The 12699-nt window shown below is 57.8% G+C and carries 17 protein-coding genes; 9 read left to right on the forward strand and 8 right to left on the reverse strand.

Annotated features, from left to right (window positions below; translation table 11 throughout):
- The 8 genes from CAF79_RS27065 to CAF79_RS27105 all read right to left on the reverse strand — a co-directional run bounded on the left by CAF79_RS27065 (position 1) and on the right by CAF79_RS27105 (position 5053).
- The gene (locus tag CAF79_RS27065) at positions 1 to 1149 is read right to left on the reverse strand and encodes a site-specific integrase (protein WP_256579513.1); all 1149 of its coding nucleotides are present in this window, start codon (positions 1147 to 1149) and stop codon (positions 1 to 3) included.
- Positions 1050 to 1631, reverse strand: a complete 582-nt coding sequence (locus tag CAF79_RS29585; protein ID WP_256579511.1) for a hypothetical protein — start codon at positions 1629 to 1631, stop codon at positions 1050 to 1052. Before CAF79_RS29585 ends, CAF79_RS27065 begins: the two co-directional genes overlap by 100 nt.
- The gene (locus CAF79_RS27075; protein WP_085701135.1) at positions 1628 to 2170 is read right to left on the reverse strand and encodes a phosphohydrolase; all 543 of its coding nucleotides are present in this window, start codon (positions 2168 to 2170) and stop codon (positions 1628 to 1630) included. Before CAF79_RS27075 ends, CAF79_RS29585 begins: the two co-directional genes overlap by 4 nt.
- The gene (locus CAF79_RS27080) at positions 2167 to 2706 is read right to left on the reverse strand and encodes a hypothetical protein (RefSeq protein ID WP_371917947.1); all 540 of its coding nucleotides are present in this window, start codon (positions 2704 to 2706) and stop codon (positions 2167 to 2169) included. Before CAF79_RS27080 ends, CAF79_RS27075 begins: the two co-directional genes overlap by 4 nt.
- Before the next feature lie 72 nt (positions 2707 to 2778).
- On the reverse strand, positions 2779 to 3099 hold the full coding sequence (locus CAF79_RS27085) for a pyocin activator PrtN family protein (protein ID WP_085701136.1): 321 nt from the start codon (positions 3097 to 3099) through the stop codon (positions 2779 to 2781).
- Positions 3100 to 3257: 158 nt separating this feature from the next.
- A complete protein-coding gene (locus tag CAF79_RS27090) occupies positions 3258 to 3539 on the reverse strand; it encodes a phage antirepressor KilAC domain-containing protein (RefSeq protein WP_085701137.1) in 282 nt (93 codons plus the stop codon).
- Between the two features lie 10 nt (positions 3540 to 3549).
- Entirely contained in the window at positions 3550 to 4140 is a 591-nt protein-coding gene (locus CAF79_RS27095) for a hypothetical protein (RefSeq protein WP_085701138.1), read from the reverse strand.
- Positions 4141 to 4405: 265 nt separating this feature from the next.
- Complete coding sequence (locus CAF79_RS27105) at positions 4406 to 5053, reverse strand: LexA family transcriptional regulator (RefSeq protein ID WP_047598940.1); 648 nt, start codon at positions 5051 to 5053, stop codon at positions 4406 to 4408.
- Positions 5054 to 5151: 98 nt separating this feature from the next.
- Here CAF79_RS27105 and CAF79_RS27110 point away from each other — a divergent pair, with 98 nt between their 5' ends.
- The 9 genes from CAF79_RS27110 (at position 5152) to CAF79_RS27150 (ending at position 12699) form a co-directional block, all read left to right on the forward strand.
- Positions 5152 to 5385: a hypothetical protein gene (locus tag CAF79_RS27110; RefSeq protein WP_047598938.1), complete on the forward strand. Its 234-nt coding sequence runs from the start codon at positions 5152 to 5154 to the stop codon at positions 5383 to 5385.
- A gap of 330 nt (positions 5386 to 5715) precedes the next feature.
- Entirely contained in the window at positions 5716 to 6234 is a 519-nt protein-coding gene (locus CAF79_RS27115) for a phage regulatory CII family protein (RefSeq protein WP_047598937.1), read from the forward strand.
- On the forward strand, positions 6227 to 6457 hold the full coding sequence (locus tag CAF79_RS27120; RefSeq protein ID WP_085701140.1) for a TraR/DksA family transcriptional regulator: 231 nt from the start codon (positions 6227 to 6229) through the stop codon (positions 6455 to 6457). The genes CAF79_RS27115 and CAF79_RS27120 overlap by 8 nt, the downstream gene beginning before the upstream one ends.
- Positions 6447 to 8666: a VapE domain-containing protein gene (locus CAF79_RS27125; RefSeq protein ID WP_085701141.1), complete on the forward strand. Its 2220-nt coding sequence runs from the start codon at positions 6447 to 6449 to the stop codon at positions 8664 to 8666. Before CAF79_RS27120 ends, CAF79_RS27125 begins: the two co-directional genes overlap by 11 nt.
- Complete coding sequence (locus CAF79_RS27130; protein WP_047598933.1) at positions 8659 to 9018, forward strand: hypothetical protein; 360 nt, start codon at positions 8659 to 8661, stop codon at positions 9016 to 9018. Before CAF79_RS27125 ends, CAF79_RS27130 begins: the two co-directional genes overlap by 8 nt.
- A 525-nt stretch (positions 9019 to 9543) precedes the next feature.
- The gene (locus CAF79_RS27135) at positions 9544 to 9882 is read left to right on the forward strand and encodes a phage holin family protein (RefSeq protein ID WP_085701142.1); all 339 of its coding nucleotides are present in this window, start codon (positions 9544 to 9546) and stop codon (positions 9880 to 9882) included.
- Between the two features lie 133 nt (positions 9883 to 10015).
- Positions 10016 to 10540, forward strand: a complete 525-nt coding sequence (locus CAF79_RS27140) for a terminase small subunit (protein ID WP_085701143.1) — start codon at positions 10016 to 10018, stop codon at positions 10538 to 10540.
- On the forward strand, positions 10485 to 12473 hold the full coding sequence (locus CAF79_RS27145; RefSeq protein WP_371917948.1) for a phage terminase large subunit family protein: 1989 nt from the start codon (positions 10485 to 10487) through the stop codon (positions 12471 to 12473). The genes CAF79_RS27140 and CAF79_RS27145 overlap by 56 nt, the downstream gene beginning before the upstream one ends.
- A gap of 10 nt (positions 12474 to 12483) precedes the next feature.
- The gene (locus CAF79_RS27150) at positions 12484 to 12699 is read left to right on the forward strand and encodes a hypothetical protein (RefSeq protein ID WP_083366729.1); all 216 of its coding nucleotides are present in this window, start codon (positions 12484 to 12486) and stop codon (positions 12697 to 12699) included.

A 12699-nucleotide genomic window follows, 5' to 3' on the forward strand; every position in this document is an offset into this window, starting at 1 on the left:
TCAGAGGGGTACTGTTTCAGTCTGTACCAATTTTGTACCAATCAAGCTGTTTTCGAGCTTACCGAGTTCACCCCAGTCAGTACTGGAATTGATCCATCGGGCGTAAGTCGATAGCAACATCTGAACGCTATGACCGAGCTGAGTGGCAATAAACGCAGGGTTCATACCCGCCATGAGGCACATGGTAGCGTATGTGTGTCGGCAGTTGTATTGCCGGCGGGCGCGAATCCCCAATTCGCTCAGTGCAGCCTGGAAGTGTTTGTCGGTCACGCTCGATTGTTGAATGAACTCGAAGTTCTTCGTTGGCGGGAATACAAAGGGCGATTCGGCGCGTTTACGACGGCCCTGCAGGGCGCGTTGTTGCGCCTCCAGCTTTGCCTGCTCGAGGGCGTGCAACGCTCGGCTATTGAGCATGACTTGGCGTGCGTTCCGGGTTTTGGTGCGCTCCTCGATCTTGTAGTCCGCGACGATCCGACACACGTTGACCAGTCGCTTTTCCTTATCTACCTCTTCCCAGCGCAGCGCCGCGATCTCGCTGGGGCGCATGCCGGTATAGAAGGCGAACTCGAAGTACGCCGCGTAGATCCGCATCGAATGGGTCAGCGTCTTATATAGGTGTTGGATTATCTGGTTGGCCTCACCGACCGTGAAGGGATCAATGGGTTTTTTGGCTTTCACCGGCAGTTCGATGGATTCCACCGGGTTACGGTTGATCAGGCCATCTTTTACCGCAGTGCCGAACACAGTGGTCAGGCGCTGGATCGCCGCACGCTTCACGCCCGGCGTCGGCCATTCTGTGTTGGCTACGACCTTGCGCAGCATCACCGACGTGATGCTGTCGATGGGCAGCATTGCCAGATACGGCATCCAGTACAGATTGAGCGAGCCGAGGTAGTTCTTGAGTGTCCCCGCCACGATCTCGCGACTGTTGAGCCACTCCTGGGCGTACTCCCCGAAGCGGGGAGTCGCTGAGTAGTTGGCATAGGTGGAGTTTGGGAACAGTTCGGCGTAGCGCTGATCGTCCAGCACGCCGTGCTTGATCAGGCTGGTTACGTTAGCGCGTAAGTCGGCGGCAGCCTTAATCCCCTTCGACGTTTGGGGATAGGGGAGGGTTTCGCAACGGCGTTGCCCGTTCCAGGTGAAGCGAATGCGGACGGACTGTCCAGCAAATTCAACTCCGGTGGGCAATCCCATTGGCTCTCGAGCCATGCTTCGTATCTCCTTAGGCTGTAATAAATGCGGCTATCGATGCTGTTCCAGACGCCTTTGGGGATGACGCCTCTGGCGCGCTTGCCTTGTAATGCCCGGCGCGTGGTACCGACGAGTTCGGCCATCTTGTCTTCTGGAATCTTGTCGAGGTGATAGGTTGGCAACGATGGCTCTGCTGCCTCATCACATTGCGTATACCCCTCGACAAGCTGCGCGGGCGAGCGTTTCTGAGCGTTCAGCGTCGCATTATGGATGGCTGCCTCGCGCAGCTTTTCGTGGGCTATCAGACCCTCGGCAGTGCTGCTGTAAGAGGCAATAATGCGTGCTGCTGCGCAGCAGTTGTTGTTTACAGGCGTGGCGATCCCGTTGTTTATACGGAGCAAAGCGGGCAGGGTCTCGGTGGTGTTCTGTACGTTTCTCATGCCGCTTTCCTCCGGTGCTCGATAGCGAGTTGATCCATCAGGCGCTGCTGGTACGTGAGTCGCGCCTCGTTAGGTGACCAAGGGCGAATGGTTTCGGCAGCAGGTTCGATGCCTACCAGACAATCCCAGCTAGCCGAATCGGTTGGCATGAGGTCGCGGCGCTCGGTGGCCAGTGCTATCAGGTCGGCCCGTCGCACGGTTGCAGGCAGTTCGGTGTCGAGCTTGAACCGGGTGCATATGCGCTCCCAGATCCATTCCTCGACGTCCTGATAAGCATCCATCCACTGCTTTAGTGGGCGCACCATGTCGCCGACGTAGGCTTCTGTTCCGTCGTGCAACAGGGCAGCCAATTTGTCTTCCTCTTGCACCAGATCGGCTACCAGGCAGCAGTGTTGCGCCGCGCTATAGAACTCGCGGGTGTGGCCGTTGAATCGGCACAGATTGGCGAGCGAATGAGCAATGTCTCGAGGGTCGATCAGTTCGACGTCTGGGTCGTAAAGGTCGAACTGCTTGCCGGTGAAGGTGAGGATCCAGCTCATGCTGCACCCCCAATTGCTGCGTGTGCGGTTTCGTCTTGAGATAGCTGCTGGAAAAAAAGAGCAGCTTTTTCTGCATCTTCCTTGCAGAGAGGAATGCGAGGAGACACCTTTTCTACCTTTGCACGGCCTGCTATTTCGGCGGGTTTCAGTAATTCGGCCATGGCGAGCGCCTCGTCGCGCAGGGCGCGGGTTTCGCGTTCCAATTTTTTCCCGGTGCGGAAGGCAGCGAAAGTCTCAGCGGCAATGCGGAGCTTTTCGGCGATCTCGAGCAGTGACTGGCGTTCGGGATCGCCGAGTGTCAACGCTTTCTGCAGGCGTTTGCTGAATTGCGCCAAGTGAGCGTGGTCGGCCTTGATGAAGTCGAGGGAGGCCCTTAACTCGCGAATGGTCTTGGCGCTTTCGGCGCGCAGGATGTCGTCACTTTGTTTCATGCCAGCGGAAATACCGTCGGTACGGCCCATGAAGTATCCAGCCCAGACTAATAGGCCGGCCAGAGTGATTAGGGCGATGAGTGCGCAGATTTGAATTGCTGTCATTTGGTTTGCTCCTAGGTTCGCTTGGCTGGTGGTGGCAGCCAAATAGGGGTGTCGCTTTATCTCGGGTGGGTATTACGCGTCCGGCTTGTCGTCTAGCGGTCGTTGCATCTCTTCATCAGCCTTGTAGGCGCGGATATCAATCAGAGCCGCGACGTGCTTGATGTGGGCATACCTCAATGCTTTTCCGCTTTCGTCGATAGTGGTCACGGGAATTTGAATCCGGCGGCTATTGATCGCTTCTGTGAACGTCTTTTCGTTGAGGTTCTTGAAGTAGTGGACACGCAGCTTTTCAAGTGGAATGAGTACGTCGCCGAAAAGACGGTAAAGCATGTCAACGGTGCAGTTATCAGGCGCTGGAAGCAGTCGCAGCGGTGTTTGGTTCGCGTTGTTCATGTGGCTATTGAGCCTCCTTGCGTTTGGATCGTGATGGGTGGTTCCAGGCGTTCAGGCAATGGCGTTTGGTCAATTCCCGCAGATGTTCGGGCACCTCCTGGAGCGCGGCATTGCGCTCCTCACGTGTCCGCATTGCGATGATCTGTCGGGCGTATTCCCTAGGCCACGTCACGGCGGTCTGCCGGAATGGCGGGGAGGTCGATACCCAACTGGTCAGCCAGCCAGCGGATTCCGGCCTGCTTGACCCGAGTCGACTGGCTGTACTGCATGCCGTATTTCTCGTCGTACCAAGAGCTGTCTTTGATCCGCAGATACTGGCCATCGCGTTTCAGATCCGCCGGTAGGTTTCCATTGAGCAGACCCTTTTCCCGCATGTAGGCGATGAGCTTGGGACGGGTCAGGCCGAGATGCGCAGCTGTTTGGGCGAGGGTGCGTTCCATGGCGCCCTCCTTAAGCCGCGTGTGCGGCAGGAGTGGCCGCTGCGGCAATTTGACTGATGGATTCGCTGACCTTGCCGTAGATTTCGACATCGGTACCGCACGCGGTAAAACACCGTGTGCGCGGGCTCTTTTTGCCGATGCTGAGGATGGCGGTGATGCAGGAGAGAGTGTGCGGGCGATGGATAGCCACGTGCAGCGGCAGATTGAAGCCCATGTCGAGGCTCAGCATGCCGCCGGTGCGGATCAACTCGAATACCCGCTGCTTGTCCTGGACGTCAAAGCGGCCGTATTGGCGATCGGCATGCGCGCGATGTACCTGGTCGCTGGTGCTGCTCGGTTCAAGCGGGCCGTTGGCAATCTCTTCGATGAAGTCGGCCAGCTTGAGGTGCATCTTCTTGTCGTTCGGCAGAGTCAGCGTGTGGCGTTCACTGCCCAGCTCGATGACAAAAGTGCTTTCCAATGTGCCGCGTTCGGCCTTTAGACGGAATGCCAGGCACTCGCGCTTCGGTGCTGTACGCAGGACGTGGTCGAAGGTCTCGGTCAGATTGACCTGGGCATTAAGCAACTGCAGGGTGCGGTTGTCGATCTTGTACTTGATCATGCCGCGTGCCCTCCGCCGTTCGGATCGACAGGAGAGGGCTGGCAGGACTTGGCGACAAGCTTGGGTTTGCAGTTATGAATGACGACCAGGCGGCCCGTGGCGAGCTGCAGCTGCTCGATCATTTTTTTGTTGCTGACGCACGCCGGGTGAACGTGGAGGGTAGCGCTAGGTAGCATGGGTGAAGCCTCGCTCTATGGTGGAGAGTGAGGCAATTTTAACCCTAAAGGTTATTTGGTCAAGAAAAAGTAACCTTTGGGGTTAATTTTTAAAGGTCGGAAATTTTCCACCTAGCTCGGCCGCATATGTTCCATTCTTCAGTCATTCGGATTATGCGTTCCGGCCAATCAGGATTGACTGCATAGAGATAACGTTCGCTACCCTCTTGTCTGAGTTGCTTGAGTGTTGCTGCTTCATCTCTAACTCGCTTCGCTGCAACAAAATGGCCTGGTAAAGCTTCGAGGGATGGATCGATCACGATCTTGTCTCCCTCCATAAACTTTGGCTCCATGCTCACACCTTCAACTCTAAGAATGAATGCGCTTGGGCCCACTGGTCCCGGAGCATCAATCCATTCCTCCGCATCTCTTGGATCAAAACTCCCTTGACCCTCGCACCATGAACCCGCAGCAATGGAGCCTATAACGGGAAGCTTACGTCCTGTATGGCTTAACACAGTAGCGTTATTGAACTCACCAACACCGTATGGCATGTCGAGATAACCCTCGTGCAAGTTCAGAGCTTTTTCGAGCTCGCGTGCAATCTGGTCACCAATCCCTTTCGTAGGATTCTTCCCTCCGAAAGCACTGACCTGCGCAGGCGCTTTACCTAGGCGCTCAGCTACGTCCGTCAAGCGAAGATTCCGCTCAGCGATGATTCGTCGAAAGTTGTGAAGCCGGGTATCTGAAATTTTCATGTGATGATTTTGGCTTCATTAACCTTTGAGGTGAATGTCTCCACGGGTATTGCAAAAAATAACCTCAAAGGTTAATTTAGCGCTCGGAGGATTACTCAATGAACCTGCGTGATTACATCAGCAACATGGATAAGGAAAAACTAAAGGCCTATGCGAAGCGCTGCCGTATAGCTGATAGCTACCTTCGCTTACACGTGAAATATGCGAGCAAAGATCCAAGCGTTTCTCTAATCAAGTCATTGGCCCGCGAAAGTGATGGCTGCGTGACGATCTCAGAAGTACTTGAACACTTTGGGATCATGGACGATGTCTCGCCGAGCGAAGCAGCATAGTTAGAAAAAAGGCGACCCAAAGGTCGCCCAGTTCCTCCCGACACGCACCACCACAGCGCTGTCGGGCCGCGTTAGGAGTAGGGGGCAAACCAAATGCAAACCACCCACTCTTCTCGCGTTTTCCAAGGCTCGGAAGCTTTGGTGTTGCTGCCTTTTCCACCACAGAGCTGGCAGCTGTTGCGCTAGGGGTGAGCAACGGATTGTTCGCCCCAGCACGGTGCCGGTGTTGGTCTATGAAACCTCGCCGGCGTTTGGGCACTTACACGCCACACGACAAATGTACCACCACTCCCTGTCGTGCGGCACTGGCAACATTCAAGGATTAATGCCATGAGCCGAATCGCTCTGAGTTCCGTAGATCGGGCCCAGCGGGAAGTCCTGCCGCTCGATTTAGCGCTGTACCACGCCGCTCGCGAATACCCAGGCGGCGCTGCGGCCATCGCCGCCACGACCGGCCGCAACCCGACCACGCTACAGCACAAGCTGTCGCCGACCCACCCTAGCCACTCCATCAACATTCAGGAGTTCGGCGAGATCCTCGAACTGACCAAGGATCGCCGTATTCTGGATGCGGTGCACGCGCTGGTCGGCGACACGGTCTGGCAGGAGTTGGCCGACACCTACACCAACGACATGCCTGAAACCCTCACGACTGGTATCGCCGAGTACTTTCGGCAGGTCGCGGATCTCGCCGATACCTGGGCCAAGAGCATCGGCGACGGCGTCGTCACCGATCAGGAACTCGCCGCGATTCGTCTGCAGGTGTTCCGGGGTATTCAAGGGCTGCTCGGGTTGTTCAACCGCGCCACCTATGTCAATCAGACGACGCGAGGTGCTGACCGTGGCTGACATCGCAGACTTTGCTAATGATCTCGTCCAAGAGCGTGTCGACCAAGCGCTCGCAGCACGTCGCATCGCCGCCAAACCTGCATTGGCGGCACACTCTTATCTGTTCTGTGAAGAGTGCGAAGATCCGATTCCAGAGGCACGTCGTGTCGCGCAACCAGGCTGCACCCATTGTGTGGACTGTCTTTCGCTCGCGGAATTGAAGGGAGGTCGTCATGCTCGATGAACTTTTGGCGCAGTTCGCGGATTACGGCCTTGTACCAGCGCAACCGCTGGTGTTCGGCAAGCTCACCCGGTGCAAGACGGCGCAGGATAAGGGTACCGAGAAAAACGGCTGGTACGTCGCCCATGAACACCGCACCGAGAAAGGTGAGACGCTGATTTTCGGTTCATTCGGCGATTGGCGTTCGGGTGAGACGCAGAAGATCAAGGTCAAGGCCGGCCGGATGTCACCCGAAGAACGCGAAGTGATGCGCGCTCGGCAGGAAGAGGGCAAGCGTCGTGCTGCTGAGGTTGCGGCCAATGCGGCGCGCCGGGCGGCGAAGCGAGCGGATGCCTTGTTCCAGCGGATGCCAGAGAAAGGCCGCAGCGAATACCTGGACCGCAAGCAAATTGTCGGTATCCGGGTGCGATACGCGCCGCGTTCCGGGGCAGTCTTGGTCCCCATGAGCAATGCGCGGGACGACATCGTCGGGCTTCAGGTGATTTACCCGAACAAACAGGAAGACACTGGCCGGGACAAGACGTATTGGCCTTACGGGATGTCGAAAGAGGGGGCTTTCCATCTCCTAGGACCGGACGCCGATCCGGGCGATCCCGTGCTGGTGTGTGAAGGCTACGCGACTGGCGCCAGCCTTCACATGGCGACCTCGCTTACCGTCGCCGTAGCATTCGATGCGGGTAACTTGCTTGCGGTCTGTAAGGCCATGCGTGAGCGGTTCGCGGGCTGTCCGCTGATCATTTGCCGCGATGATGACTGGAAAACTACCAAGCCGAACGGTGATGCCTGGAACCCTGGTGAAGAAAAGGCCAATAACGCGGCACTCATCGTCGGTGGCCAGGTGGTTGCACCAATCTTTTCCGGTGAGCGCGGTGATAAATGGACCGACTTCAACGATTTGCACGTCGCAGAGGGGCTGGAGGCGGTGCGCCGTCAAGTGTTGGCGGTGGTTAAGCCGCCGGCCGCAGGCGGGTGGAAAGATCTCCTGGCCCGTAGTGACAGCGGCGCACTGATTGCACACATGCAAAACGTTGAATTGATCCTCGCCAATGATCCTCGCTGGGCCGGAGTCATCAGTTTCAGCGCGTTCAGTTCGAAGATCGTCAAGCTCCGTGCAGCGCCTTATGGCGGGGGTACGGGCGACTGGGCTGACATTGATGATGTGCGGGTAATGAAATGGCTCGCGCAGCATTACAACCTGCGGGTCAAAGCGTCCCATGTGATCGAGGCGGTGAGTGTCGTGGCGCATGACCACGAGTTTCACCCAGTGCGGCAATACCTAAAAAAGCTGGAATGGGATCGTGTGCCGCGTCTGGAATGCTGGTTGACGGACGTCATGGGCGTTAGGGCTTCTGCTTACTCGTCCAAGGTTGGCAAGCGCTGGATGATTTCGGCTGTAGCGCGGGTGATGAAACCGGGCTGCAAGGCTGACTCGGTGATGATCCTCGAAGGTGCGCAGGGTGCTGGTAAATCGACGGCGATGAGCATTCTCGGCGGTGAATGGTTCATGGACACACCGTTCGCCCTGGGCGACAAAGACGGTTTTCAGGCGATCCGGGGAAAGTGGATCGTCGAACTTGGCGAGCTGGACAGCTTCAACAAAGCGGAAAGTACAAAGGCCAAGCAGTTTTTCTCGGCGTCCACCGATACCTACCGCGAGAGTTACGGTCGTCGCACCATGGACGTACCGCGTCAGTGCGTCTTTGTCGGCACCACCAACCAGGAGGAGTACCTGAAGGACGCCACCGGTAACCGGCGGTATTGGCCGGTAGCCTGTACCAAGGTGGACCTAGAGCTGCTGCGCTCCATTCGCGACCAGCTATGGGCCGAGGCTGTGTTTTGTTACGACGCGGGTGACCTCTGGTGGGTGACGCGAGATGAGGCGACATTGTTCGCCGAGGAGCAGGACGAGCGTTTCGTGGTGGACGAATGGGAGACGCCGATCCTGACCTGGCTTGAAGAGTCGCAGATCGGCGAGACCACCACCGGCAGCGAGATTCTGACGCAAGCCCTCAAGCTTGATCCGGGGCATTGGGGCAAACCGGAGCAGATGCGGGTCGGTGCGATTCTGCACCGGCTAGGTTGGAGTCGTTACCGGCTCGGTGCGATGACCAAGAGTCGGATTCGTTTGTGGGGTTACAAGAAACCTGAGGGCTGGGGCAAGGCGTCTGCTTTGGAGCAATCTGCTTTCGAGGAGCCTTGCTTCGATGATTAAGGAGATTGATTCGTTGCTGAAGAAGTGGGCTCAGGAGCTGCACTCCGATCATTCGAAAGGGGGGCTGGCAGGTGGCAACATGGTCGCGATGATGATGGAAAGCAATGGCCAGTTGATCCGTGGGCGGCGTGCATTTCGTGCGCCGTTGGAGAGCTCGTTAGATATTGAGTTGATCGTGAACAAGCACCTTGCGCCCGAGCTTGTGACGGTGGTGCGAGAGCACTACTGCACCCTCGATGTCGGCATGCGCTTGCGATATGCGCACTGCGGCTGCGGGCGTGACACTTATTATCAGCGCCTGCATGACGCACACCTGCAGATTCTTGGAGTCATGATGGGGGTGGCTGCTTGACCCCTGGCACGGCTCCGGCAGTTGCTGTCCCACCGGCCCGCCTTGTCCCACTATGTTTAGACGTAGTGGGACAGGTGCGGGCCTTGTCTTTACTGGGTTGTCCCACCGTCCCACCTTTCAGCGTCACCCGCCCGCATATGCGTAGCAGGCACATGCACGCGCGTTTCACGCGCAAGCGTGTTCTTAAATTTCTCCCTTTACACGAGAAAGGAGATAAATAAGTAGGACGGTGGGGCGAGGCCCCGAATCTAGGCGCTCTCAAGCGTCCCACTTCGATTTTTAAAGGTGGGACGGATGGGACGCCGAATCAAAAGCGATAGCCGAGTAAATACGTTGTACCCCTGTTACACCCGCGTCGTACCCATATTGCACCCGTATTGTTCCATGGCATTAAAACTCGCTTGCTGCCACCGGAATCGCCCTGTAAAAAGTACCCATCTTCGATAGGTGCGACCGCAGAGAGCGGCAGGCACCACACCACCAAACCCGGCCATTGCGCCGGGTTTTTGCGTTTAGGGGTTGGCGATGACAAACGAGCAACAAGCGCTGGCAGAGATGCCGATCTGGTTAGTGATCGTCCTGGCCCTGGTCGGTGGCGTATCGGGGGAGATGTGGCGTGCCGACAAGGACGGTGCGCGGGGCTGGGCATTGTTGCGCCGCCTCGCGCTTCGGTCTGGTGCCTGCATTGTCTGCGGGGTCTCGGCGATGATGTTGATGATCGCCGCCGGCATGACGATCTGGACGGCGGGCGCCTTGGGTTGCCTGACGGCAATGGCCGGTGCCGATGTTGCCATCGGGTTGTACGAACGCTGGGCTGCCAAGCGGTTGGGCGTTTCGGAGTCGGCATCGACCGACCGAAGCTAGGTCGGCGGACGGGTGTGGGGCGCCATTTTTCCGGGTCCTCCCCGAGGGCCGCCCCCTACACGGGTTAGCGAACTCGCGGGATCTCTGCAGCTGAGAATTTGGCAGGGATGTCCGTCTTTTCAAAGGGTTAGATATGGGCAGGTCAGTTAGCAAGGCCGACTTGAGCGAGATCGTCGGCCGTGATGAACGCACCCTGACCCGATGGCAGAACGACGGCATGCCTGTGACCGAGTTCGGCCTCGGTCGGGGCAACGAAAACCAATACGACACCGAAGCCGTCATTCAGTGGCTGATGCACCAGGCTGCACTCAACGGCAAAAAAGAATCTTCACGCGACCGGCTCGACCGGATCCGTGCCGACCGCGAAGAGCTCGCGATGGCCAAGGATCTGGGCGAGGTTGTGATTGCGGCTGATCTGGTCGAGCGTTTCGAAGCCATGATCACCGCTGCCAAAGTGGAGCTGCTCAATTCCTTTCCGGACGCGTTAGCCGCTGAATTGTCGGCGCGCTACGACGTGGAAGTTGATGAGCAGCTCATCCGCGACCCCATTGAAGCCATCCTGAGGAGGCTTTCTGACTATGACAAGGATGATGCCCCGTCAGATGGATATTCTGACGAACCGGACGATTCGGAGGGCCTTGAGGAAGACGGCGACTAAAGCGCTGCGCGGCGCCTGCCGCAAGTGGGCGCCGCCGCCCCGCATGAGCATTATCGAGTGGGCAGACAAGTACCGCTGGCTCGCACCGGAAGAAGCGGCACGCCCCGGCAAATATCGCTTTGACGTGACGCCTCACCTGATCTGGCCCGGTGGGCCATTGGAGGCACTGGACGATCCAACTGTTAGTGAGATCGTCGGCCGCAAATCGGCGCAGGTGGCCTGGACGTCTGGCGTTCTGGGAAATGCCCTGGGCAAATGGATCGACATTGACCCGTCCCCGATCCTGGTGTTGTTTCCCAAAGCCGAAGCGGCCAAACAGTACGTCGGCGAAAAGCTCGAACCGATGATCGAAGCCACGCCACGGCTGCGCAAGAAAGTCGACCTGCGCAGCCGCAAGCTTCAACAAAGGCAGGACTTCAAGCGTTTCCCTGGTGGCTTCCTGAAAATGGTTGGCTCCAACAGCCCGGCTAGCGTGAAGTCCACGCCAGTGCCACGGGTGGCCATTGAGGAACCGGACGACTGCAACCTCAACCTGCGTGGGCAGGGCGATAGCATCAAGCTGGCGAAGGAGCGACTCAAAACCTTTCGTCGTTCGAAAATCATCATCGGCGGCACACCGACCATCAAAGGTCTATCGGCCATCGATGCGGAGTTGGAGCTATCAGACAAGCGTGTTGGCTTGGTGCCCTGTCACGAGTGCGGGCAAGAGCACGCGCTGAGCTTCGACAACCTGCACTGCGATGAGGATCCTGAGTACCAGCATGAGGTGTACGGCAAGAAGCGTCCGGAACAGACGTTCTACTCCTGCCCGCACTGCGGCGGGATCTGGGACGATAACCAGAAAAACGCCAACCTCAAGCATGGACGCTGGTCAGCTACAGCGGAGTTTCGCGGTATCGCGGGCTACATCCTCAACGAGCTCTACGCAACGTTTTGGGGATCTCGCTTTGAGGTGCTGATGGAAAAGAAACTCCAGGCTGAGCACGCGGCGGCGCAGGGCAACATCGGCCCAATGATCGCCTTCGTCAACAGCTCCAAAGGTGAAAGCTACGAATACCAGAGCGATGCTCCGAAGACTGACGAACTGGAGAAGCGCGCCGAACCATACGCGGAACTCACCGCGCCCCAAGGTGTGCTCTTGGTCACCGTTGGTGTTGACGTGCAAGGCGACCGCTTGGCGCTAGTGATCACTGGATGGGGGCGGGGTGAAGAGTCGTGGCGTTTGTATTGGGGCGAGCTGCACGGTAACCCCATCGATCCGCATGACGCTGTCTGGCAAGAGCTGGACAGGGTCATCTCCAGACCGATTCCCATCGCAAGCGGCGCCCAACTGGCGGTGTCGGCGGTCAGCATCGACAGCTCTGACGGTAATACCAGCGATGCGGTTTATGCGTATGTGCGTGATCGTCAACGCTACAACGTCATGGCGATCAAAGGTGCTTCCGTTGACAGCCGTGACAAGGAGATTTTTACCAAGCCGCCGCAGTCGGTGGACACCTCGCAAGACAACACCAAGGCTGCCAAATACGGGCTGAGGGTCCACATCGTTGGCACGCACAAAGCCAAGACTCTGATCGACGGCCGACTTCGGCTGAAAGGCGCAGGGCCTGGCCGAATGCACTGGTATAGCGAGATCCGCTCGGACTACTACGAGCAGCTCACCAACGAAGTGCTGGCGCCGCACCCACGCAACCCCAGCAAGATGGTTTGGCAGAAAAAAGCCGGACGGCGCAACGAAGCGCTCGACTGCGAGGTGTACTCCTTGCATGCGGCGCGCAGTCTGAAAACCCATCTGCTGCGCGATCACGAATGGGATCAGCTGGAGCAGCAGCTGCTACAGCCAACTCTGTTCACCACCGAACAACCGGTCGCACCGGTACCGCGCCGAGCCGTCGCTCGTGGGCGGGGCACCCGCAGTCGCGCGGGCTACTAGGAAAACAAACATGACAGACGCACAACAGCGCCTCGCGGAAGTCCGGGCGGCGATCTCTGACGTCCTGAAGAAAGGCCAGCGCTTGCGTCGTGCGGATCGCGAACTGTATCGCGCCGAGCTGAACAGCCTTCGCCTACTAGAGCAGCAATACGCGAAGGAGGTCGCGCTGGAACAGGCTCAACAACAGGGACGCGGCCGTAACCGCATCTCCTACATGAAGATCTGA

It is taken from the genome of Pseudomonas sp. B26(2017) (assembly GCF_002113045.1).
In the GTDB taxonomy this organism is placed as follows: Bacteria; Pseudomonadota; Gammaproteobacteria; order Pseudomonadales; family Pseudomonadaceae; genus Aquipseudomonas.

Bases quoted from the DNA above. Each gene is read 5' to 3' on its own strand.
- CAF79_RS27140 (WP_085701143.1), top strand. From the start codon at position 10,016: ATGGGCAGGTCAGTTAGCAAGGCCGACTTGAGCGAGATCGTCGGCCGT.
- CAF79_RS27150 (WP_083366729.1), top strand. From the start codon at position 12,484: ATGACAGACGCACAACAGCGCCTCGCGGAAGTCCGGGCGGCGATCTCT.
- CAF79_RS27090 (WP_085701137.1), bottom strand. From the start codon at position 3,539: ATGGAACGCACCCTCGCCCAAACAGCTGCGCATCTCGGCCTGACCCGT.
- CAF79_RS27080 (WP_371917947.1), bottom strand. From the start codon at position 2,706: ATGACAGCAATTCAAATCTGCGCACTCATCGCCCTAATCACTCTGGCC.
- CAF79_RS27135 (WP_085701142.1), top strand. From the start codon at position 9,544: ATGACAAACGAGCAACAAGCGCTGGCAGAGATGCCGATCTGGTTAGTG.
- CAF79_RS27095 (WP_085701138.1), bottom strand. From the start codon at position 4,140: ATGATCAAGTACAAGATCGACAACCGCACCCTGCAGTTGCTTAATGCC.
- CAF79_RS27145 (WP_371917948.1), top strand. From the start codon at position 10,485: ATGGATATTCTGACGAACCGGACGATTCGGAGGGCCTTGAGGAAGACG.
- CAF79_RS27105 (WP_047598940.1), bottom strand. From the start codon at position 5,053: ATGAAAATTTCAGATACCCGGCTTCACAACTTTCGACGAATCATCGCT.
- CAF79_RS27115 (WP_047598937.1), top strand. From the start codon at position 5,716: ATGAGCCGAATCGCTCTGAGTTCCGTAGATCGGGCCCAGCGGGAAGTC.
- CAF79_RS27085 (WP_085701136.1), bottom strand. From the start codon at position 3,099: ATGAACAACGCGAACCAAACACCGCTGCGACTGCTTCCAGCGCCTGAT.
- CAF79_RS27125 (WP_085701141.1), top strand. From the start codon at position 6,447: ATGCTCGATGAACTTTTGGCGCAGTTCGCGGATTACGGCCTTGTACCA.
- CAF79_RS29585 (WP_256579511.1), bottom strand. From the start codon at position 1,631: ATGAGAAACGTACAGAACACCACCGAGACCCTGCCCGCTTTGCTCCGT.
- CAF79_RS27110 (WP_047598938.1), top strand. From the start codon at position 5,152: ATGAACCTGCGTGATTACATCAGCAACATGGATAAGGAAAAACTAAAG.
- CAF79_RS27130 (WP_047598933.1), top strand. From the start codon at position 8,659: ATGATTAAGGAGATTGATTCGTTGCTGAAGAAGTGGGCTCAGGAGCTG.
- CAF79_RS27075 (WP_085701135.1), bottom strand. From the start codon at position 2,170: ATGAGCTGGATCCTCACCTTCACCGGCAAGCAGTTCGACCTTTACGAC.